Below are 19,561 nucleotides of genomic sequence, written 5' to 3'. Positions count from 1 at the left end.
GCCACTACATCCCTGATGTTGTGCGGATCTTGCCGGCAGCCGGCAGCCGGCGGGCGGCGGGCGGCGAGCGGCGGGCGGCGGGCGGCCGGCGGCGGGCAGCCGGCGAGCGGCCGGCGGGGTGGGACTCAGCTGATCAGGGGGCGGAAGGTGCCCAGGAGGACGCTCGTGGTCAGGGCGGCGGCGGCGAGGACGACCGCGCCGGCGATGAGGAGGACGTCGGCGCGGGTGAAGTGCTGCTGACGGGCGACGGTACGAGGTGTGCCGGCGTCGAAGCCACGCGCGTCCATCGCCACCGCCAACCGGGTGCCTCGGCGGATCGCCCCGACGAGCAACGCGAACGCGGTGGAGGCGAAGAGCTGCAGCTTCGCCACCGGGTTGCGTCCCGCGTCGACGCCCCGCGCGCGTCGAGCCATGCTGATCATCTGCCACTCCTGACCGAGCAGCGGCACCAGCCGGAACGCGGCCAGCGCCCCGATGGCGAACCGGGCCGGCGCCTTCGCGTTCTGGATCAACGCGTCGGCCAGGTCGGTGGGGTCGGTGGTCGCGAAGACGATCACACCGGGCAGGGCCACCGCGAACACCCGCAGCACCAGGCCGAGCGCGGTGAGCAGGACGCCGGTGCTCACCAGCACCGGTCCTACGTCCAGCAGGACCCGGCCGGACCGGTCGGCCGCGAACAGCACCAGGGTGACCAGGATGCCGGCGGCACTGAGCAGCAGCGGCCAGGCCCGCCGGGCCAGCACCCGGTAGCGGATGCCGAACAGCGGCAGGACGGCCAGTTCGAGGGCGATGGCGATCGCCGGGGCCACCGGGTCCAGGGTCGCCAGCAGGGTGAACGAGAAGACGAGTGCGGCGGCGACCTTCGCCACCGGGTTGCGGCGGGCCAACGGCGCGTCCGGTGCCGCGACCGGCTCGATGCTGATCATCGGTGGTCGTCCGGGGCGCGGTGCAGGGTGACGGTGCGGTCGGCGAGCGCGGCGACGAAGTCCGCGTCGTGGGTGACAGTGACCACGCCGTGCCCGGCGTCGCGCAGGTCGGCGAAGAGGTCGACCAGCTCCCGCCAGGTCCGCCGGTCCTGGCCGAAGGTGGGTTCGTCGCAGATCAGCAGGCGTGGCGCGGTGGCCAGGGCGGTCGCGACGCTCAGCCGCCGCGCCTCACCACCCGAGAGGGTGTACGGGTTGGCAGCGGCGAGCCGGGCCAGCCGTAGCCGGTCCAGCAGCCCGGCCACTGTCTCCTTGACGGCCGCCTCGGGTTGACCGGTGCGGCGCGGGCCCAGCGCCAGCTCGTCGAAGACCGTGCTGGTGACGAACTGGTGCTCCGGATCCTGAAAGACCGACCCGATCCGTCGGGCCAGCGCGGGCGCCCGCCACCGGTGCGGGGGAGTGCGGTGGTCCGCGCCGGCCAACTCGGCGGACGCGGTGACCCGACCGTCGCCGGGCCGGAGCAGACCGCCGAGCAGCAACGCCAGGGTGGACTTGCCGGCACCGTTGGGTCCGCGTACGGCGAGTGCCTCACCGGCGCGTACCGCCAGGTCGGTGGAGCCCAGCCGGGGCGGCAGGCCGAGCCGGTCGGCGGTGAGCAACACCTCCCCGGGGTCGGCGGTGGCCGCTCGGGGCGAGATGGGGTGACCGGGCACCCAGACCCCCTCGGCGGCCAGGGCTGCGCCGTGGGCGGCGAAGACCGCCTCGGGTGTGCCGTCCGCGCGGACGCCGCCGCCCGGTTCCAGGACGACCACCCGGTCGACCAGCGGCAGTGCCTCGGCGACCCGGTGCTCGACCAGGATCAGCGTGGTGTCGGCGTCCAGCGCGCCGGCCACCGCGTGCCGGACCAGCTCGGCTCCGGCCGGGTCGAGGTTGGCTGTCGGCTCGTCGAGCAGCAGCAGGGCGGGGCGCAGGGCCAGCGCGCCGGCCAGGGCGAGGCGTTGCTGTTCGCCGCCGGAGAGCGCCGCGGTGTGGCGGTCCCGGGAGTACGGGAAGCCGACCCGGTGCAGCGCCTCGTCCACCCGGGGCCAGATCTCGTCGGCCGGCACGCCCCGGTTCTCCAGCCCGAACGCGACGTCGTCGCCGCAGCGCGCCATCACCAGTTGGGTCTCCGGGTCCTGGAAGACGATGCCGACCCGTTCCCGCCCCTTGCGCGGGTCGAGCCCGTCGATCTCGACGGTGCCCTCCTGCTCGCCGGAGTCCTCGGGAAGCAGCCCGGCCAGCGCGCTGAGCAGTGTGCTCTTACCAGCCCCGGAGGGCCCGAGCAGCAAAACCCGCTCCCCAGCCTCAACCCGCAGATCAACCCCGCGCACGGCCCAGGCGCGCCGCCCAGCGTGCCGCCACCCGAACCCCCGCAGCAGTACCCCGCCCACCAACCCACCCCCTCCCACCCAACCGGCCCCGTCCACCCCGGTTGATCAAGAGGTTTGCGTCAGGAAATCGCCTTCCGTTGACGCAAACCTCTTGATCAACGCGCGAGTGGGTGGGGTTAGACCAGGGCTCGGTTTCGGCCTGCGGGGAAGCGGTCCAGGACGCCGGTGTTGGCCAGTGCGTTCGTGAGCAGCCAGCCGCCGAGGCCGGCGATCACTGTGGCGCTGACGATGGTGAGCAGCGCGTACGGGATGCGGTAGTCGGTCAGCGCGTAGTCGACGTTCCAGACGAAAAAGTCGAACAGCGCGGCGCTGAGGCCGGTCAGCGCGCCCGCGAACACCGCGGTCGGCAGCCGGAACGACCGGTACCGGAAGGCGGCGAAGGCCAGCTCGGCACCGATGCCCTGCACGATGCCCTGCGGGATCACCGTGCCGGCCCACTGGCTGCCCAGCAGCGCGGACAGGACCGCGGCCACCGTCTCGCAGTACAGCGCGGCGCCGGGCTTGCGGATGACCAGCCCACCGATCACCGCCGGCATCAGCCAGACGCCGTAGAGCAGCGTCTGCGCCGGCGGGAAGAAGGCGAACGCGCCCTCGGTGGCGCTCCAGACCAGGCCCCAGGCCCAGAAGATGACGCCGAAGGCGACCGCGATCACCGAGGCGACCACGATGTCGATGGTGCGCCAACGGTGTGTGTCGGTGGTGGATTTCATGTGTTGCTCCCAGTTCGTGAGTGCGAACCAGGAGAAGACGCACGCCGCGTCCGGTGGCACCGGACTGCGGCGCGGCTGGAGGTCGACCGAACTCCCTGCGCTGGCATTACCCAGATCAGGTTCGAGGGTCTGCGGGCGTGCCCGCACTCTCAGCGCTGTGCGCTCCCCTGTCGGATATGAAGTTGTCTCGCTGACGCTAACACCGACCGGGGGCACGGGCCCAGCAGGGCGTCCGCCTGACCTGCGGGAGCGACCGGCCGACCGCGGGCTGGGTACGCTTCCGATCATGCGGGTTGACGCGCGAGGCTTCACGTTCGAGGTGACCGTCGGCGGTCCGACGGACGGCGTACCCGTCCTGCTGCTGCACGGTTTCCCTCAGCACAGTGGCGAGTGGGACGACGTGGTGCCGGCGCTGCACGCGGGTGGGCTGCGCACGTACGCGCTGGACCAGCGCGGTTACTCACCCGGCGCCCGGCCCACGGCGGTGGCCGACTACCGGATCCCCGAACTGGTCACCGACGTGGTCGCGGTGCTCGACGGGCTCGGGCTGGACGCCGTGCACCTGGTCGGCCACGACTGGGGCGCGATCGTGGCCTGGGCGGTTGCCGCCCGGCACCCCGAGCGGGTGCACACGCTGACCGCGGTGTCCGTACCGCATCCGGCGGCCATGGCGCACGCCCTGAGCACCGACGCCCAACAGAAGGCCCGCTCGTCGTACATCGCGCTGTTCCGCAAGCCCGACAAGGCGGAGAAGGTGCTGCTGGCGTGGCACGCCACCGCGTTGCGCAAGCTGCTCGGCGGGGTGGGCGACACGTCCCGGGTGAACCGGTACGCCGACCCGATGCGTGAGCCGGGGGCGCTCACCGCCGCGCTGAACTGGTACCGGGCGATGTCCCGCGCCGACCTGGCCGGCGTCGGCCCGGTCGAGGTGCCCACCACGTACGTCTGGAGTGACCGGGACGTCGCCATCGGCCGGACCGCCGCCGAGGCGTGCGCGCAGAACGTCACTGGGGACTACCGCTTCGTGCAGCTGCCCGGGGTGAGTCACTGGATCCCGGACGCGGCGCCGGCCCCGCTCGCCGAGGCGATCCTGGCCCGAGCCGGCGGAACGGCCTGAGCCGTGCGGGTCCGCGAGGTGAACCGGTGGCAGGACGTACGACTCGACGCGGACGACTTCGCCGCGTTGGGCGGGGACCTGGAGGCCACCGGAGCGGTACGCACCGCACCGGTCGGCACCGGGACCGGCAGGTTGATGCGCCAGCGGGCGGCGGTCGACTTCGCGGTTCGCTGGCTGGCTCGTAATCGAACGACGGAGGACGTATGACGGTGAGTGCCGAGGACTACCTGGCCGTGGTGACCGAGACGATCGGGCGGGTGGCCGCCAGTCAGCGGGAGGCGGTGGGGCGGGCCGCCGACCTGATCGCCGAGGCCGTCCGAGCCGACGGCGTGGTGCACGCGTTCGGCACCGGGCACTCGGAGGCCCTCGCCATGGAGATCGCCGGACGGGCCGGCGGGCTGGTGCCGACCAACCGGATCGCGCTACGCGACCTGGTGCTGCTCGGCGGCGAACCGGCCGACCGGCTGGGCCCGCTGCTGGAACGGGACCCGGCCGTCGCGCACCGCCTCTACGAGCTGGCCCCGGTGCGCCCCACCGACGTCTTCGTGCTGGCCTCGAACTCCGGGGTCAACGGCGCGATGGTGGAGTTCGCCACGCTGGTGAAGGAGCACGGTCACGGGTTGGTGGCGATCACCTCGGCGCAGCACTCCGGCCGGATGACCTCCCGGCACCCGTCCGGGCGCAAGCTGAGCGACCTCGCCGACGTGGTGCTCGACAACGGCGCACCGTACGGCGACGCGACGCTGCCCCTGCCCGGTGGCGGCGCGGTCGGCGCGGTCTCCTCGATCACAGCGGCGCTGCTGGCGCAGCAGGTGACCGTGGAGGTCGTGGCGCGGTTGCTGGCGGCGGGGGAGCGGCCCCCGGTCTACCTGTCGGCGAACATCCCGGACGGCGACGCGCACAACAACGAGCTGGAAGCGCGGTACGCGGGCCGGATCCGACGCGGGTCCTGACACGGTGCCGGCGGCCGACCTGCGTCGCCGAATTGAACGGCCGGTGTCGTGAACCTGTTTCGCGCTCGGCCGGGTGGGGCATTTGCGTTGCTGCCGGCGGCCGGGACCGCCGGCAGTAGCGTCTCACCGGAGGTAGCGCGTGTCCAAGGAGACCGAGAAGCAGCGCTGGCAGCGCAACTTCGCCGACCTGCTGCAGGAGTTGCGGGTCGCCCAGACCGGCGTGCAGATCCTCTTCGCCTTCCTGCTCACCCTGCCGTTCAGCAACGGGTTCACCGAGACCACGGAGTTCCAGCGCGACGTCTACATCGTGGCGCTGCTCGCGGCGGCCGCCGCCACCGCACTGATCATCTCGCCGGTGGCGTTCCACCGGGCGCTGTTCCGGCAGGGGCGCAAACCGGAGCTGGTCCGCTTCGCACACCGGATGGCCACCGGCGGCCTCGCCTTCATGCTGATCGCGATGGTCAGCGCGGTGCTGCTGATCACCGACTTCGTGTTGGACCGGCCGATCGCCTTCGTGCTCAGCGCCCTGGCCGGAATCTGGTTCCTCACGTTCTGGGTGGCCCTGCCGTTCGCCCGACGCAACTGGGGTGAGGACGACATCGACGACGATGACGACGACCCGGACACCATCAACGGTCGCTGACCGCGCCGATCTTCACGCAGCGCTACCCCTGGGTAACAACCGGGGGTAGCGTGGCGGTAGTCGCGCACGTCGAACAGCCGCACCGAGCTTCGAGGGGGCAGCCGTGACCACGACGCAGGATGGCCGACCGGCACCGGACGGCCCCGACTCCGAAATCACCGCCGGTGCCGCCGCGCCACTGCCCGCGGAAGCCGGGCAGGTCACCGAGAAGGAGGCCCGGCAGGTCGCCGAGGCCGCCCGGGAGTCCACCTGGGACCGACCCAGCTTCGGCAAGGAGTTGTTCCTCGGCCGGTTCCGGCTCGACCTGATCGACCCGTGGCCCCGATCCGATCCGGACGACGTGGCTCGCGCGGAGGAGTTCCTCGGTCGGTTCCGCGCCTTCCTGACCTCCGAGGTGGATGGTGAGGCCATCGAGCGGGACGCGTCGATACCCGACTCGGTGTTCCACGGCCTGGCCGACCTCGGCGCGTTCGGCATGAAGATCGACCGCAAGTACGGCGGGCTCGGGCTGAGCAACCTGCACTACTGCCGGGCGCTCATGCTGGCCGGCTCGGTCAGCCCGGCCATCGGCGCGCTGCTCTCGGCGCACCAGTCGATCGGGGTGCCGCAGCCACTGAAGATGTTCGGCACCGCCGAGCAGAAGCAACGCTTCCTGCCCCGGCTCGCCGCCGGCGAGGTGTCCGCGTTCCTGCTCACCGAGCCGGACGTCGGCTCCGACCCGGCCCGGCTGGCCACCATCGCGGAGCCGACCGAGGACGGCACCGGTTACCGGCTCAACGGGGTGAAGCTCTGGGCCACCAACGGCATCGTGGCCACCCTGCTGGTGGTGATGGCCCGGGTGCCGGCCACCGAGGGACGTCGGGGCGGGATCACCGCGTTCGTGGTGGACGGCGACAGTCCCGGCATCACCGTCGAGCGACGCAACGAGTTCATCGGCCTGCGCGGCCTGGAGAACAGCCTGACCCGGTTCCACGACGTGATCGTCCCCGCCGAGAACGTCATCGGTGGCGAGGGCAAGGGGCTGAAGATCGCCCTGACCACTCTGAACACCGGCCGGCTCTCACTGCCGGCCATGTGTGTGGGCGCGGGCAAGTGGGCGTTGAACGTGGCCCGGGGGTGGGCCGCCGACCGGGTCCAGTGGGGACGGCCGGTGGGCGAGCACGAGGCGGTCGCGCAGAAGCTCTCCTTCATCGCCGCCACCACGTACGGCATGGAGACGATGCTCGACCTCTGCTGCCTGCTCGCCGACGACGACCGCAACGACATCCGGATCGAGGCGGCACTGGTCAAGCTGTACGCCAGCGAGATGGCCTGGAAGATCGCCGACGAGCTGATCCAGATCCGGGGTGGGCGCGGCTACGAGACGGCCGACTCACTGGCCGCCCGCGGCGAACGCCCGGCCGCCGTCGAGCAGATGCTGCGCGACCTGCGGATCAACCGGATCTTCGAGGGCTCCACCGAGATCATGCACCTGCTGATCGCGCGGGAGGCGGTCGACGCCCACCTGTCGGTGGCCGGCGACATCATCGACCCGGACGCGGGGCTGGGCCGCAAGGCCCGAGCCGGCGCGCGAGCGGGCGCCTTCTACGCGAAGTGGCTGCCCACCCTCGCCGTCGGTCGGGGGCAGAGCCCTTCGGCGTACGCCGAGTTCGGCCCGCTCGCCGCGCACCTGCGCCAGGTGGAGCGTTCGTCGCGCAAGCTGGCCCGGTCGACGTTCTACGCGATGTCCCGCTGGCAGGGAAAGATGGAGCGTAAGCAGGCGTTCCTCGGCCGGGTGGTGGACATCGGCGCCGAGTTGTTCGCGATGTCCGCGGTCTGCGTCCGGGCCAACGCCGAACGGGACAGCCGCCCGGAGAACGTCGAGTTGGCCGACCTGTTCTGCCGGCAGGCGCGGGTGCGGGTGGACGCCCTGTTCACCGCACTCTGGGACAACACCGACTCGGTCGACACCGCCGCCGCGAAGCGCATCCTCGCCGGCCGCTACGCGGGCCTGGAAGAGGGCGTGCTCACCCCGTCCGAGGAGCTGCCCTGGGTGGCCCGCTGGTCGCCCGGCCCGTCCACCGCCGAGGACGTCCGCCGCCGCATCCCACCAAAGCCGTAAACCGCGCCGCGCGGGCTCGCCGCCGCGCGGGCTGACGGTCGCGCGGATCGGCCGCCGCGCGGTCGCGCAGATCGGCCGCCGCGCGGTCGCGCAGATCGGCCGCCGCGCGGTCGCGCAGATCGGCGCTGTCGGTCAGCGGGAGACCGCCCAGGCCAGCACTCCCGCCAGGATCAGACCGTTGAGCGCGGCCAGGGCCAGGTACGCCGCGGGTGGGATCTTCTTGCCCCGGCGGAGGAAGGAGACCAGGACGGCGGCGTAGCCGAGCAGCAGGACGGCGATGACGACGAGGAAGTAGAACACCCGACGACCTTAACGACACCCGCGTCGGGCTGGACCTGCGCCCGGCCGGCTCTCGGTGCCCTTTCGGGTGGACAAGTACTCGTGAGCCGTATACCAGGGAGTCATATTTATACCTCTGAGGTATATCGCTTACCGGAGTGGCGCTGCCCCGACGGGCGGGCGTGCCGGCGAACGACCTCAGCGGCCCCGGCCGCGTAGGCCGAGTTGGCGCAGTTCCAAGGCGGCCAGGGCGTCGACAGTCGCGTCGTCGCCGCGCCGCCACGCCTCGGCGACATCCGGACCGATCCGGGTCAGTTTGCCCAGTGGCTGGGTGGCCAGCGCGCGCAGGGCGAGCAGGTCCCGGCCGGCTGGCCCGGCGGCCAGCTTCGTCGCCGATCCGGCCCGGCGCATCCAGCGGAGCCGCAGCGGCAGCCAGCCGAACAGCACGATGCCGAGCGGGAAGATCAGCACCGCGATGGCGAGGGCCAGGGCGAGCTGGTCGACCAATTGCTGCTGGTCGCGCCCGGCGTCGGCGAGCGATCGGGCGGCCTCGGCGGCGCGCTGGAACGGTGCGGTGAGTTCGTCGCCGACCAGTGGCACCCGGCCGACCTTGCTGCCGGCGTCACCCAGGTTGTCGGCGAGCCCACTGCCGGCGCCCTCCAACTTCTGCCCCGGCACGGCGAGCTTCTGCACCAGGTCGTGCAGCCACAGCGCGCCGCGGATCGCCGCGTACACCCAGGCGACGACGAGCAGGTCGGTGAGCAACTGACGGGCGGCGGTCGGAAACCGATCGGCATAGATTTTCACGCCGGCCAGCGTGCCACGAACGCCCCGCCCGGTGTAGCCGTGAAGTGAGCCCGGATCGCGATCGACCGGGCGATGGTGGTCAGCGCGGGCAGGTCGGGCAGGTGCCGAAGATCTCCAGGGTGTGGCTGACGTCGGCGTAGCCGTGCTGTGCGGCGACCCGATCGGCCCAGCTCTCCACGGCCGGGCCGGCCACCTCGACCGTACGCCCGCACACCCGGCAGACCAGGTGGTGGTGGTGCCCCTCGCTGCACCGGCGGTAGAGGTGCTCGCCGCCCGGCGGACGCATCACGTCGATCTCACCGGCGTCGGCGAGCCCCTGGAGGGTGCGGTAGACGGTGGTCAGGCCGACCCGCTCGCCGCGCTGCCGCAGCATCGCGTGCAGGTCCTGCGCGCTGTGGAAGCCCTCCATCTCGCCCAGCAGCGCGCTCACCGCCGAACGCTGCCGGGTGTTGCGCACCGCGGCGCTGCTCTCGCTCATGATCCCTCCCCGGCGTGGCTGACCGCGTCGGCCACGATGTGCGCGACGTGCTCGTCGACGAGGCTGTAGGCGATCTCCCGGCCTCGGCGGGAGCCGCGCACCACCCCCGCTCCGCGCAACACCCGCAGGTGTTGGGAGACCAGTGGTTGCGCCGCGCCGAGCTTCTCCACCAACTCGTGCACGCACCGCTCGCCGCCGGCCAGCTCACTGACGATGGCCAGCCGAATGGGAGCGGACAGGGCGCGGAGCAGCTCGCTGGCCCCGTCGAACCCGTCGTAGCCCGTCGCGCTGGTCATCCTGCAACGGTAACCAATACCACCGACGTCGCGCTGACCAGGCTCAGCTCAGCACGACCTCGTGAGGTTCCGGTGTCGGCGCGGCGGTGGGCGTCGTCCGACGGCGCACGACCCGCCAGACAGCGCCGGCGACGGCCACCACCAGGAAGGACGCGATCGCCACCAGCACCACCGAGGCGCCCGGTGCGGTGTCCGCCGTGGCCGCCACCCAGACACCCGAGCCGGCGGCGAAAAAACCGAGAGCCATCGCGGCGGCCATCGTGCTGCGGAAGCCCCGGGTGACCTGCTGGGCGGTGGCGACCGGCACCACCATCAACGCGCTGATCAGCAGCACGCCGACGGCCCGCATGGCGATGGTCACTGTGACCGCGGTGGCGACCGCGATCAGCAGGTTCAGCGTGCGGACCGGCAGGCCGGAGACCCGGGCGTACTCCTCGTCGTGACTGACCGCGAAGAGCGCCGGCCGCAACGCGATCATCGTGACCAGGATCGCCGCGCCGAGCAGCGCGATGGTGGTCAGGTCGGCGGGCGAGATGGTGGTCAGCGACCCGAACAGGTAGGCGTTGAGGTTCGCGCTGGTCGCGTCGGAGAGGCCAACCAGGAGTACGCCGCCCGCGATGCCGCCGTAGAAGAGCAGGGCCAGAGCCAGGTCACCGGAGGTACGCCCACGGGCCCGGACGATCTCGATGGCGATCGCGCCGATGGTGGCGGCGATCACCGCGACCAGCACCGGTGAGCGGTTGAGCAGCAGCCCCGCCCCGACGCCGGTCAGCGCCACGTGCCCCACACCATCGCCGATCAGCGCCAGCCGGCGCTGCACCAGATAGATGCCGAGCGCCGGAGCGGCCAAGCCGATCACCAGTGCGCCGATCAGGGCGCGCTGCATGTAGGGGTACTGGAAGAGTTCCATGGGTCAGTTGCTCCACAGCCCGGCGGGCTCGTCGTAGCAGTGCGGGTGCACGTGGTCGTGGTCGGGCTCCGCGTGATGGCCGGCCGGGTCCGGCACCGCGCCGTCGTGGGCGATGCGACCCTCGTGGACGACGACGGCCCGGCTGATCACCGGTCGCAGCGGGCCCAACTCGTGGGCGACGAGAAGCACCGTTCCGCCGTCGCCAACGAAGTCGCGCAGCGCGCCGGCGAACGCCTCCTGGCTGGCCGCGTCCACCCCGGCGGTGGGCTCGTCGAGAACCAGCAGCTCCGGCTGGCCGGCCAGGGCCCGGGCGATCAGGGTGCGCTGCTGCTGGCCGCCGGAGAGCGTGGACACCGGGTCACCGGCCCGGTCGGCGAGGCCGACCGCGCCCAGCGCGGCGTCGACGGCGGACCGGTCGGCTCGACCCGGCGGACGCAGCACCCCTCGACGGGCCAGCCGGCCGGAGGCCACCACCTCGCGGACGGTCGCCGGTACGCCGCCGCCGGCGCCCAGCCGTTGCGGGACGTACCCGATGCGTGCCCACTGCCGGAACCGGCGCAACGGCCGGTCGAAGAGGGTGACCGAGCCGGCGCTGATCGGCACCAGCCCGAGCACGGCGCGGATCAGGGTGGACTTGCCCGAGCCGTTGGCGCCGAGGATCGCGACCACCTCGCCGGCGGTCACGGTGAGCGAGATGTCCCGGAGCACTGGGCGGCCGTCGTAGCCGACCACCCCGTGCTCGACGGTGATGACAGGTGAGGTCACGAGCAGCTCAAGGCCGTCTGCAGGGTCCGCAGGTTGGTGCGCATCACCGAAAGGTAGTCCCCGTTGCTGCCAGCGGCGAGCCCTTCGATCGGGTCGAGCACGGCGGTCTTCGCGCCGACCTGCCCGGCGATGGTCTCGGCCACCTTCGGGCTGACCAGGGTCTCGAAGAAGATCGTGGTGGCCTGGTGCTCCTTGGCCTCCTCGATCACGTGCGCGAGGCGCTGCGGCGAGGGCTCGACGTCCGGGCTCAGCCCGGTGATGCCGACCTGGTCCAGCTGGTAGCGGTCGGCGAGGTAGCCGAACGCGGCGTGGCTGGTCACGATCTCCCGCCGCTGGCAGGTCGCCAGACCGTGCTTGAACTCGCCGTCTAGGGCCGTCAGGTCGGCGCGCAGGGCGGCCGCCCGGGCGGTGTAGTCGGCGGCGTGGTCCGGGTCGGCCTTGCCGAGGCGCTGGGCGAGCTGGTCGCCGATGCCGGCCAGCCGGGTCGGGTCGAGCCAGACGTGCGGGTCCTTGCCGCCGCTCTCCTCGGCGTGCCCCTCCTCGCCCTCGTGGTCGTGCCCGCCGGCGGCCGCGTCCAACAGCGGCTGCACGCTGGTCACGTCGAACGCCCGGTCGCCGCCGTTCTGGGCCACGGCGTCGTCCACCGCCGGCTGGAACCCCTTGAGGTAGACGATCAGCTCCGCGTCGCTGACCTCACCGACCTGGCTCGGGTTGAGTTCCAGGTCGTGCGGCTCGGCACCGGGCTTGGCCAGGTTGGTGACCCGGACCGCGTCGCCGCCGATCCGCTCGGCCAGGAACTGGAGCGGGTAGAACGCGGCCACCACGTCGACTCGCTGGGGGTCGGCGCCGGCGGCACCGCCGGTGGAGCAGCCGGCCCCGGCGCCCAGGGCGAGGAGGGCGGTCGCGGCGGCCAGGACACGGTACGTGGCGCGGTTGGTCATGTCGTCAACTGTCCGTGGCAACGATAATGATTGTCAAAAACGCATGCTTGCATGTCAGAGGAGCTTCGCGAGGCCCACCGTCACCAGCAGGGTGAGCATCACCAGCCGGATCACCCGGGTCTGCGGCGCCTGAACCGCCCAGGTCGTTGCCAACAGGGCGATCAGGACCCCGGCGAGCGCGAGCGTGAGCAGCCCGCCGATCACCCCGGGCGTGAAGAACGCCACCAGCACCACCACCAGGGTGAGCAGAAACACCGACGTCGGGTTCGCCCCGGCCAACCGGGCGAGCAGAGGGCGCTGCGTACGCTGCATCCCACAGACTCTACGAGGAGGAACCCCCGGTGCTGGTGACCAACCGGTTCGTGGTCGACGTCGATGCCGCCGACGGCTTCACCGAACGGGCGCACGCCGCCCTCACCGCGCTGGCCGCCCGGCCCGGCTACCTGCGCGGCCAACTGGTCCGGGCGCTGGACGACCCCCGGCACTGGTCACTGGTCACCGAATGGGAGTCGGTCGGCACGTACCGGCGGGCGCTGGGCGCCTTCGAGGTCAAGGTCAGCGCCGTGCCGCTGCTCGCCGAGTCCGTCGACGAGCCCTCCGCCTACGAGGCGCTGGCCACCGCCGCCCCGGGCGGGGCCGTGGTCGTCGCCGAGAGTGATCGGGCTGCGGGTCCTTACCGCTGAGCCGCCGGACACTACGCTGCTCCTATGACCGCACCCGCCCCGCCACCCGGTCCCGGGGTGGCTCCGCCGTTCGCCGCGCCGCCCACCGAGGGCCGCCGGACTCGACTCTGGATCGGCCTCGGCGTCGGCGCGCTCGCCGTGGTGCTCTGCTGCGGCGGGGGTGGCACCGCCGTCGTCGGCCTGGCCGTCAGCGGAGTCCAGGCGATCCGGGAACAGGCCCGCACCGTGACCGGCGACTACTACCAGGCGCTGGTTGAGCGGAACTACGGGCGGGCGTACGACCAGCTCTGCGACGACGCGCAGCGGCGTGAGTCCCGGCCGGAGTTCGAGCGGCGCGCCGCCGCCGAACCGCAGGTGACCGCGTTCCGGGTGGGTGAGGTGGACACCACCTACCTGACCGTGCCGGTCGACGTGACCCTCGACGGCGGCGACCGGGAGCGGCAACAGGTCAGCCTCGGGCAGGACGGGCAGACCGGCGGCGTGGAGGTCTGCGAGGTCAGCTGACCCGTCCCCGGTATTCTGCTGGGCTCGGGGCGACGGTGGTCGTACCGTTGTCCCGAACCGACCGTTCCATCCACATCTCGCCCCCGCCGACCGCCAGCCGGCGTAGGAGGAAACATGCCAGCCGACCGTATCGATGCCGTCGTCAGCCTCGCCAAGCGCCGAGGCTTCGTCTTCCCCTCCAGTGAGATCTACGGAGGCACCCGATCGGCGTGGGACTACGGTCCGCTCGGCGTGGAGCTCAAGGAGAACGTCCGCCGGCAGTGGTGGAAGACCATGGTCCAGCAGCGCGACGATGTCGTCGGCCTGGATTCCGCGGTGATCCTGTCCCGCAAGGTGTGGGAGGCGTCCGGCCACATCGCCGAGTTCGTCGACCCGCTCACCGAGTGCCAGTTCTGTCACAAGCGGTTCCGGGCTGACCACCTGGAAGAGGCGTACGCCGAGAAGCACGGCAAGCCGCTCACCTCACTGGCCGAGCTGAACTGCCCGAACTGCGGCAACAAGGGCACCTTCACCGAGCCGAAGATGTTCAACGGCCTCATGAAGACCTACCTGGGTCCGGTGGAGAGCGACGAGGGGCTGCACTACCTGCGCCCGGAGACCGCGCAGGGCATCTTCGTCAACTACAAGAACGTCGAGACGGTCGCCCGCAAGAAGCCCCCGTTCGGCATCGCGCAGACCGGCAAGTCGTTCCGCAACGAGATCACCCCGGGCAACTTCATCTTCCGGACCCGCGAGTTCGAGCAGATGGAGATGGAGTTCTTCGTCGAGCCGGGCACCGACGAGCAGTGGCACGAGTACTGGCTCCAGGAGCGCTGGAACTGGTACCTCGACCTCGGCCTCTCGGCGGACAATCTGCGCCTGTTCGAGCACCCCAAGGAGAAGCTGTCGCACTACTCGAAGCGGACTGTGGACATCGAGTACCGCTTCCAGTTCGGTGGCACCGAGTTCGCCGAGCTTGAGGGTGTCGCCAACCGCACCGACTTCGACCTCTCCACGCACAGCAAGCACTCCGGCGTCGACCTGTCGTACTTCGACCAGAGCAAGAGTGAGCGCTGGATGCCGTACGTCATCGAGCCGGCCGCGGGTCTGACCCGCGCCGTGCTCGCCTTCCTGCTGGAGGCGTACGACGAGGACGAGGCGCCGAACACCAAGGGCGGCGTGGACAAGCGCACTGTGATGCGGTTCGACCCGAGGCTCGCCCCGGTGAAGGTGGCGGTGTTGCCGCTGTCCCGCAACGAGGCGCTGTCGCCCAAGGCCAAGGACCTCGCGACGCTGCTGCGCAAGCGCTGGGTGGTGGAGTTCGACGACTCGCAGGCGATCGGGCGTCGCTACCGTCGGCAGGACGAGATCGGCACCCCGTTCTGTGTGACTGTCGACTTCGACACCCTGGACGACAACGCGGTGACGGTGCGCAACCGCGACACCATGGCCCAGGAGCGCGTCTCCCTGGACCAGGTCGAGCGCTACCTGATCGAGCGTCTCCCCGGCTGCTGAGACACTGCGCACGGGGTCTCGGCCGACGCGATAAGCGCCGGTCGGGGCCCCGTACACTTGTCCGGTGACTGCCTCGACCGTGCCCGCGCTGCGCCCGCTGACTCTCGGCCAGCACCAGGTGTGGCCGCCGGTCGTGCTCGCGCCGATGGCCGGGATCACCAACATCGGGTTCCGTCGGCTCTGTCGCGAGCAGGGCGGCGGCATCTACGTCTGCGAGATGATCACCACTCGGGCGCTGGTCGAGCGCAATCCGAAGACGCTGCGCATGATCGCGTTCGGCGACGACGAGAAGCCCCGCAGTCTCCAGCTCTACGGCACCGATCCGGAGATCACCGCCGCCGCCGTGCGGATCGTCGTCGAGCGCAACCTGGCCGATCACATCGACCTCAACTTCGGCTGTCCGGTCCCCAAGGTCACCCGGCGTGGTGGCGGCGCGGCGCTACCGTGGCGGCGCCGGCTGTTCGCGCGACTCGTGCGGGCCGCGGTGGCTGCCGCGTCACCGGCCGGCGTGCCGGTCACTGTCAAGATGCGCAAGGGCATCGACGACGACCACCTGACATACGTCGAAGCCGGGCTGGCCGCCCAGGAGGCCGGCGTGGCCGCGGTGGCCCTGCACGGGCGCACGGCGTCGCAGCGCTACTCGGGCACCGCCGACTGGGACGCGATCGCCACCCTGAAGCAGGCCCTCGACGTGCCGGTGCTCGGCAACGGCGACATCTGGGAGGCCGACGACGCACTGCGCATGGTGGCCCACACCGGCGTGGACGGCGTGGTCATCGGGCGGGGTTGCCTGGGCCGACCGTGGCTCTTCGCCGACCTGGAGGCCGCCTTCAACGGTCGGCCGGAGCGGCGGCTGCCCACCCTGGGCGAGGTGGCGGTGACCATGCGCCGGCACGCCGAGCTGCTGGTCGACCAGTTCACGGCCGGCGCCCGCAACCCGGCCCGAGGTGAACGGGACGGCTGCACCGACTTCCGCAAGCACGTCGCCTGGTACCTCAAGGGCTTCCCGGTCGGCGGCGAGCTGCGGCGCTCGTTGGCGATGATCGAAAGCCTGGCCCAGCTCGACGACCTGCTCGGCAAGCTCGACCCGGCGGAGCCGTTCCCGATGGCCGCCCTCGGGCAGCCGCGCGGTCGTACCAACTCACCCGGCAAGGTCTTCCTACCGGAGGGCTGGCTGGCCAGCCGGGACGACGACACGGTCCCCGAGGGTGCCGAGATGGACGACTCCGGCGGCTGAGCCCCTGGTCGCTGGGTTCCCTGGTCCTGGCGGCTGGCTGTGCGCCCTGGGCCGCGGCGGCTGGCTGTGCGCCCTGGGCCGCGGCGGCTGGCTGAGCCCTCCGCCGGTCGGGCGGAAGCGGTCGCCAGCGTCCCTCCGGAACGGGGGCCCGAAGCAAAGTCGGTGCCGGCGCGCCGGTCATCCCCGAGCCCCTCGGTGGTGGCGCTCGGTCTTTCCTCGACACCCTCGCGCGGAGGCTGGGCAGATGGGTGTGGCGCCCTATCGAGCTGATGTCGTGAACGAATCACCAGTTCGGCTCGGTCGAGCCATGCCTCTGATTCGTCTACGACATCAGCTCCAAAGGACCCCGTCACGCGGTCCGGGGGGTGCCCGCTGTGGTCGGGTGGTTGGTCCGGTGGGTGGCTTGCCGGGGTGGGTGGCCTGTAGCTCGGTTGCCCCCGACTTCGTCCGAGCCTGCCGAGGGCGCGTGGACGGTGACCCGGTCATGCCGAAGGGCCGGACCCTGGTGGGGGTCCGGCCCTTCGGTTATGTGGTGCGGGGTCAGCTGGTGGCGTAGCCGCGGGTGGCGATCCAGTCGGCGAGGTGCTCGACGCTGATCTGGTAGGCGGCCTGGTTGGGGTCGGCGGAGTCGGCGATGGTGACGGTGTTGCCGTTGTCGCGGTAGCCGACGACGCTGATGTAGTGCCCGCCCTCGTAGGAGTGGGTGTTGCCGTCGGTGTCGGTGCTGGTGCCGGCGATGTTGGCGACCACGGCCCGGCCGTCGTCGACGGTGCGGACGATGTCGGCGCGCAGGGTGTCGGTCTGCTTGGTGTCGGCGTCGGGGGTGCTGATTTCCACGGACCGGTAGGCGTCGTTCTTACCGGTTTCCTTGTTCAGCACGGGGGTGATGTCGTTGATGGAGTTGGTGCCGGCCTCGGTGGTGCCCATTTCCTTGGCCATGTCATCGACGTTGATGTTCTTGCCCTGCACGGACAGGGCGTTACGGGTGGCGGCGGGCCCGCAGTAGTAGAAGTTCGGCTGCGCTTCGTAGCGCACGCCCAGTTCCCGCTCGCTGTGGCCCTTGCGGTCGGTCTGGGTCTGGGTGGTGGGCTTGCTGGTGGTGGGTGCGGCGAAGGCGGTGGTGACGGGGCCGGCGATGGCGCCGCCGGTGAAGGCGAGGCCGGCGGCGGTCAGGGCGGTCTTACGGATCAGATCGGTACGCATGATGGCGTGCTCCTCTGGCGTCGGGGGTACCCGCACGGCACTTCAACGGGGGGACCAGTGCGTGCGGGGGAAGTTCGAGGGAGTTCTGCCCGGTGACCCGCAACGAGGGGGTCGGCGTCGGGACAGGGTGTAACCGTTCGCGGTGGCCGGTCATTCCGCCTACCCGCGGGGGTCGGCCGTTGTGCTGTTCGACCGTTCGGGGGGTGTAACCGGGGCGGCCCGGCGGGTGTTCCCGTCGGCTGCCCTGCCCGGCCGTTGTGGTGCTCGGCCGTTCGGGGGGTGTAACCGGGGCGGCCCGGCGGGTGTTCCCGTCGGCTGCCCTGCCCGGCCGTTGTGGTGCTCGGCCGTTCGGGGGATGTAAACCGGGGCGGCCCGGGCCGGTGTTCCCGTCCGGGCCGGCGCACCATGACCCGGACTGTTGCGGTGGTCTGCCAGGTATAACGACCCGGCCCGGCCGCCGATTCCGCCGCCAGGGTGGCCCCGACCACCCGACACTCGAGGCCAAACCTGATAAATCGCCCACCCCGCCCGGCTGCCGAACCCGACACGGAGATCACGACGAGGTGATTCACTCGGGTTCCTGAAAGTCGCGGTGTCCGAGTGGCGGGGATGCCCCGACGTCATGAAAGCCGAGTGGATCATGCCGATCTGCGTCGTTCGCGCGCCCGGACCGGTCCGAGGCGGGCAGAACGTGACGCGAATCGGCCGGCCCTGGGGTGGGGCGCCGTGCGGACCGGTCCCCAGAGCTGAGCGCCCCTTGCGGGGCCGGGCTGAGCCGGGGATCAGGACCTGGCGGTGTCGTTTTGGGGCATGTTGCGCTGTGTCGGGATGGTTGGTGCGGTGGGCCAGGGGATCTCGGGCGCGCGGTGGAAGGTGATCCCGGCCGTCGTCCAGCGCGGGCCCTGGCCGGCCAGGCGGTCGCGGAAGTCGGCCCAGTCGTGGGTCGCCCGGGTGGACCAGCCCAACTCGGCGATGGCCGGGAGGCGGGGCAGGAGCAGGAGTTCGATGTCGGCCAGCGAGGTGACCGATTCGGTCCAGAGCGGGGCCTCCACACCGAGAACCGCCTCGGCGGGTACGCCGGCGACGTGCGTACCCGGGTCCCAGTCGTACGCCTTTCGCACGTCGATGAGGCCGGCCCAGTCGTGCCCGATCGGGGTGTCCGGGGCGTACTTCATGTCCAGGTAGGCGTGGTTGCCGGGGGAGACGATCAGTCGGGCGCCCCGGCGTACGGCGTCGACGGTGGTGGGGTCTTCGCCGTTCGTGCCCCACCACTGCAGGACCCGTCCGTCGAGGTGGGCGGCGGGTGCGAGCTGGTGCCAGCCGACGACGGTCTTGCCGAGGTCGGCCACGATGCGCTGGACCCGCTCGACGAAACCGGTGTAGACCTCGCCCTTCACCTTGAACGCCTCGTCGCCGCCGATGTGCAGCCAGGGGCCGGGGGTGAGCGCGGCCACCTCGCCCAGCACGTCGGCGACGAAGTCGTACGTCCGCTCGTCGGCCGGGTCGACGTAGCTGAAGCCGACCTCGGTGCCGGTGTACGGCGGCGGCGCGGTCTTGTCCGGTGCCAGCTCCGGGTACGCGACCAGCGCCGAGTTGGTGTGCCCCGGGAGGTCGATCTCCGGGACGACGGTGATGTGGCGGGCGGCCGCGTAGGAGACGATCCGCTGGTAGTCAGCCTTCGTGTAGTGCCCGCCGGGGCCGCCGCCGACCTCGGTCGTCCCGCCGACGGTGGTCAGCTTCGGCCAGGAGTCGATGGCGATCCGCCAGCCCTGGTCGTCGGTGAGGTGCAGGTGCAGGTGGTTGAGCTTGTAGCGGGCCAGGTGGTCGACCACCCGCAGCACGTCCTCGACGGCGAAGAAGTGCCGCGCGACGTCGAGCATCGCGCCCCGGTAGGGGAACCGGGGTGCGTCGGTGATGGTCCCGCCGGGCAGCGCCCAACGTTCGGTGACCGGGCTGGGGCTCTCGATCGCCGCCGGCAACAGTTGGCGCAGCGTCTGTGCGCCGTAGAAGAGGCCGGCGGCGGTGGCGGCGGTGACGCGTACCCCGTCGGTGGCGATGTCGAGGCGGTAGCCCTCCGCGCCGAGGTC

The 19,561-nt window shown here is 71.7% G+C and carries 22 protein-coding genes and 1 riboswitch; of the genes, 9 read left to right on the top strand and 13 right to left on the bottom strand.

Going from position 1 to position 19,561, the window contains the following annotated elements:
- Positions 1–125 precede the first annotated feature (125 nt).
- The 3 genes from MED15_RS26705 to MED15_RS26695 form a co-directional block, all read right to left on the bottom strand.
- Positions 126–926 carry an energy-coupling factor transporter transmembrane component T family protein gene (locus MED15_RS26705; RefSeq protein WP_112601180.1) on the bottom strand — a complete coding sequence of 267 codons (801 nt, stop codon included), beginning with the start codon at positions 924–926 and terminating at the stop codon, positions 126–128.
- Positions 923–2,353 carry an ABC transporter ATP-binding protein gene (locus MED15_RS26700; protein WP_112601181.1) on the bottom strand — a complete coding sequence of 477 codons (1,431 nt, stop codon included), beginning with the start codon at positions 2,351–2,353 and terminating at the stop codon, positions 923–925. The genes MED15_RS26705 and MED15_RS26700 overlap by 4 nt, the downstream gene beginning before the upstream one ends.
- A gap of 116 nt (positions 2,354–2,469) precedes the next feature.
- Positions 2,470–3,063 carry an ECF transporter S component gene (locus MED15_RS26695; RefSeq protein ID WP_112584646.1) on the bottom strand — a complete coding sequence of 198 codons (594 nt, stop codon included), beginning with the start codon at positions 3,061–3,063 and terminating at the stop codon, positions 2,470–2,472.
- A gap of 74 nt (positions 3,064–3,137) precedes the next feature.
- A riboswitch (TPP riboswitch) is annotated at positions 3,138–3,242 on the bottom strand.
- Positions 3,243–3,349: 107 nt separating this feature from the next.
- Here MED15_RS26695 and MED15_RS26690 point away from each other — a divergent pair.
- The 5 genes from MED15_RS26690 (at position 3,350) to MED15_RS26670 (ending at position 7,877) form a co-directional block, all read left to right on the top strand.
- Positions 3,350–4,180 (top strand): alpha/beta fold hydrolase, encoded by an 831-nt coding sequence (locus tag MED15_RS26690; protein WP_112700662.1) that lies wholly within the window; start codon positions 3,350–3,352, stop codon positions 4,178–4,180.
- 18 nt (positions 4,181–4,198) lie between these two features.
- A complete protein-coding gene (locus MED15_RS26685; protein WP_244220604.1) occupies positions 4,199–4,387 on the top strand; it encodes an AAC(3) family N-acetyltransferase in 189 nt (62 codons plus the stop codon).
- Complete coding sequence (locus MED15_RS26680; protein WP_112584644.1) at positions 4,384–5,133, top strand: sugar isomerase domain-containing protein; 750 nt, start codon at positions 4,384–4,386, stop codon at positions 5,131–5,133. The genes MED15_RS26685 and MED15_RS26680 overlap by 4 nt, the downstream gene beginning before the upstream one ends.
- A gap of 139 nt (positions 5,134–5,272) precedes the next feature.
- Positions 5,273–5,776 (top strand): DUF6328 family protein, encoded by a 504-nt coding sequence (locus MED15_RS26675; protein ID WP_091409708.1) that lies wholly within the window; start codon positions 5,273–5,275, stop codon positions 5,774–5,776.
- 103 nt (positions 5,777–5,879) lie between these two features.
- Complete coding sequence (locus tag MED15_RS26670; RefSeq protein ID WP_112601179.1) at positions 5,880–7,877, top strand: acyl-CoA dehydrogenase family protein; 1,998 nt, start codon at positions 5,880–5,882, stop codon at positions 7,875–7,877.
- Between the two features lie 132 nt (positions 7,878–8,009).
- Here MED15_RS26670 and MED15_RS33640 read toward each other — a convergent pair whose 3' ends face one another.
- The 8 genes from MED15_RS33640 to MED15_RS26635 form a co-directional block, all read right to left on the bottom strand.
- Positions 8,010–8,177, bottom strand: a complete 168-nt coding sequence (locus MED15_RS33640; RefSeq protein WP_167457741.1) for a hypothetical protein — start codon at positions 8,175–8,177, stop codon at positions 8,010–8,012.
- Positions 8,178–8,354: 177 nt separating this feature from the next.
- Positions 8,355–8,963 carry a hypothetical protein gene (locus MED15_RS26665; protein ID WP_112589136.1) on the bottom strand — a complete coding sequence of 203 codons (609 nt, stop codon included), beginning with the start codon at positions 8,961–8,963 and terminating at the stop codon, positions 8,355–8,357.
- 79 nt (positions 8,964–9,042) lie between these two features.
- Complete coding sequence (locus MED15_RS26660; RefSeq protein WP_091409697.1) at positions 9,043–9,441, bottom strand: Fur family transcriptional regulator; 399 nt, start codon at positions 9,439–9,441, stop codon at positions 9,043–9,045.
- On the bottom strand, positions 9,438–9,737 hold the full coding sequence (locus tag MED15_RS26655) for an ArsR/SmtB family transcription factor (RefSeq protein WP_030338189.1): 300 nt from the start codon (positions 9,735–9,737) through the stop codon (positions 9,438–9,440). Before MED15_RS26655 ends, MED15_RS26660 begins: the two co-directional genes overlap by 4 nt.
- A gap of 43 nt (positions 9,738–9,780) precedes the next feature.
- On the bottom strand, positions 9,781–10,647 hold the full coding sequence (locus MED15_RS26650; RefSeq protein WP_091409693.1) for a metal ABC transporter permease: 867 nt from the start codon (positions 10,645–10,647) through the stop codon (positions 9,781–9,783).
- A 3-nt stretch (positions 10,648–10,650) separates the two neighbouring features.
- Entirely contained in the window at positions 10,651–11,412 is a 762-nt protein-coding gene (locus MED15_RS26645; protein WP_091409689.1) for a metal ABC transporter ATP-binding protein, read from the bottom strand.
- Entirely contained in the window at positions 11,409–12,353 is a 945-nt protein-coding gene (locus MED15_RS26640; protein ID WP_112589138.1) for a metal ABC transporter substrate-binding protein, read from the bottom strand. The genes MED15_RS26645 and MED15_RS26640 overlap by 4 nt, the downstream gene beginning before the upstream one ends.
- A gap of 54 nt (positions 12,354–12,407) precedes the next feature.
- Positions 12,408–12,665, bottom strand: coding sequence for a hypothetical protein (locus MED15_RS26635; protein WP_112589140.1), 258 nt, complete (start codon positions 12,663–12,665; stop codon positions 12,408–12,410).
- A gap of 29 nt (positions 12,666–12,694) precedes the next feature.
- Between MED15_RS26635 and MED15_RS26630 the strand changes: the two genes are divergently transcribed.
- From MED15_RS26630 to dusB, 4 genes are all read left to right on the top strand, one after another.
- Positions 12,695–13,036, top strand: a complete 342-nt coding sequence (locus tag MED15_RS26630; protein WP_112589142.1) for an antibiotic biosynthesis monooxygenase family protein — start codon at positions 12,695–12,697, stop codon at positions 13,034–13,036.
- Between the two features lie 24 nt (positions 13,037–13,060).
- Positions 13,061–13,540 (top strand): hypothetical protein, encoded by a 480-nt coding sequence (locus tag MED15_RS26625; RefSeq protein ID WP_112589144.1) that lies wholly within the window; start codon positions 13,061–13,063, stop codon positions 13,538–13,540.
- Positions 13,541–13,654: 114 nt separating this feature from the next.
- Positions 13,655–15,034, top strand: coding sequence for a glycine--tRNA ligase (locus MED15_RS26620; protein ID WP_091409675.1), 1,380 nt, complete (start codon positions 13,655–13,657; stop codon positions 15,032–15,034).
- 64 nt (positions 15,035–15,098) lie between these two features.
- Entirely contained in the window at positions 15,099–16,271 is a 1,173-nt protein-coding gene (gene dusB, locus MED15_RS26615; RefSeq protein WP_112589146.1) for a tRNA dihydrouridine synthase DusB, read from the top strand.
- Between the two features lie 540 nt (positions 16,272–16,811).
- Here dusB and MED15_RS26610 read toward each other — a convergent pair.
- Together MED15_RS26610 and MED15_RS26605 are read right to left on the bottom strand one after the other, a co-directional pair.
- A complete protein-coding gene (locus MED15_RS26610; RefSeq protein ID WP_112732378.1) occupies positions 16,812–17,474 on the bottom strand; it encodes a C39 family peptidase in 663 nt (220 codons plus the stop codon).
- 782 nt (positions 17,475–18,256) lie between these two features.
- On the bottom strand, positions 18,257–19,561 hold a 1,305-nt coding region (locus tag MED15_RS26605), incomplete at its 5' end, for a family 20 glycosylhydrolase (RefSeq protein WP_112589274.1).

This window comes from Micromonospora noduli (assembly GCF_003264475.1).
GTDB lineage: Bacteria > Actinomycetota > Actinomycetes > Mycobacteriales > Micromonosporaceae > Micromonospora > Micromonospora noduli.
The sequence above is the reverse complement of the archived record's forward strand: the minus strand, read 5'-3'. Positions and strand labels throughout refer to the sequence as shown.

What these genes read in the sequence shown, in the direction of transcription:
- MED15_RS26705 (WP_112601180.1), bottom strand. Translation starts at nt 926, where the DNA reads ATGATCAGCATCGAGCCGGTCGCGGCACCGGACGCGCCGTTGGCCCGC.
- MED15_RS26695 (WP_112584646.1), bottom strand. Translation starts at nt 3,063, where the DNA reads ATGAAATCCACCACCGACACACACCGTTGGCGCACCATCGACATCGTG.
- MED15_RS26690 (WP_112700662.1), top strand. Translation starts at nt 3,350, where the DNA reads ATGCGGGTTGACGCGCGAGGCTTCACGTTCGAGGTGACCGTCGGCGGT.
- MED15_RS26680 (WP_112584644.1), top strand. Translation starts at nt 4,384, where the DNA reads ATGACGGTGAGTGCCGAGGACTACCTGGCCGTGGTGACCGAGACGATC.
- MED15_RS26660 (WP_091409697.1), bottom strand. Translation starts at nt 9,441, where the DNA reads ATGAGCGAGAGCAGCGCCGCGGTGCGCAACACCCGGCAGCGTTCGGCG.
- MED15_RS26655 (WP_030338189.1), bottom strand. Translation starts at nt 9,737, where the DNA reads ATGACCAGCGCGACGGGCTACGACGGGTTCGACGGGGCCAGCGAGCTG.
- MED15_RS26650 (WP_091409693.1), bottom strand. Translation starts at nt 10,647, where the DNA reads ATGGAACTCTTCCAGTACCCCTACATGCAGCGCGCCCTGATCGGCGCA.
- MED15_RS26640 (WP_112589138.1), bottom strand. Translation starts at nt 12,353, where the DNA reads ATGACCAACCGCGCCACGTACCGTGTCCTGGCCGCCGCGACCGCCCTC.
- MED15_RS26635 (WP_112589140.1), bottom strand. Translation starts at nt 12,665, where the DNA reads ATGCAGCGTACGCAGCGCCCTCTGCTCGCCCGGTTGGCCGGGGCGAAC.
- MED15_RS26625 (WP_112589144.1), top strand. Translation starts at nt 13,061, where the DNA reads ATGACCGCACCCGCCCCGCCACCCGGTCCCGGGGTGGCTCCGCCGTTC.
- MED15_RS26620 (WP_091409675.1), top strand. Translation starts at nt 13,655, where the DNA reads ATGCCAGCCGACCGTATCGATGCCGTCGTCAGCCTCGCCAAGCGCCGA.
- MED15_RS26610 (WP_112732378.1), bottom strand. Translation starts at nt 17,474, where the DNA reads ATGCGTACCGATCTGATCCGTAAGACCGCCCTGACCGCCGCCGGCCTC.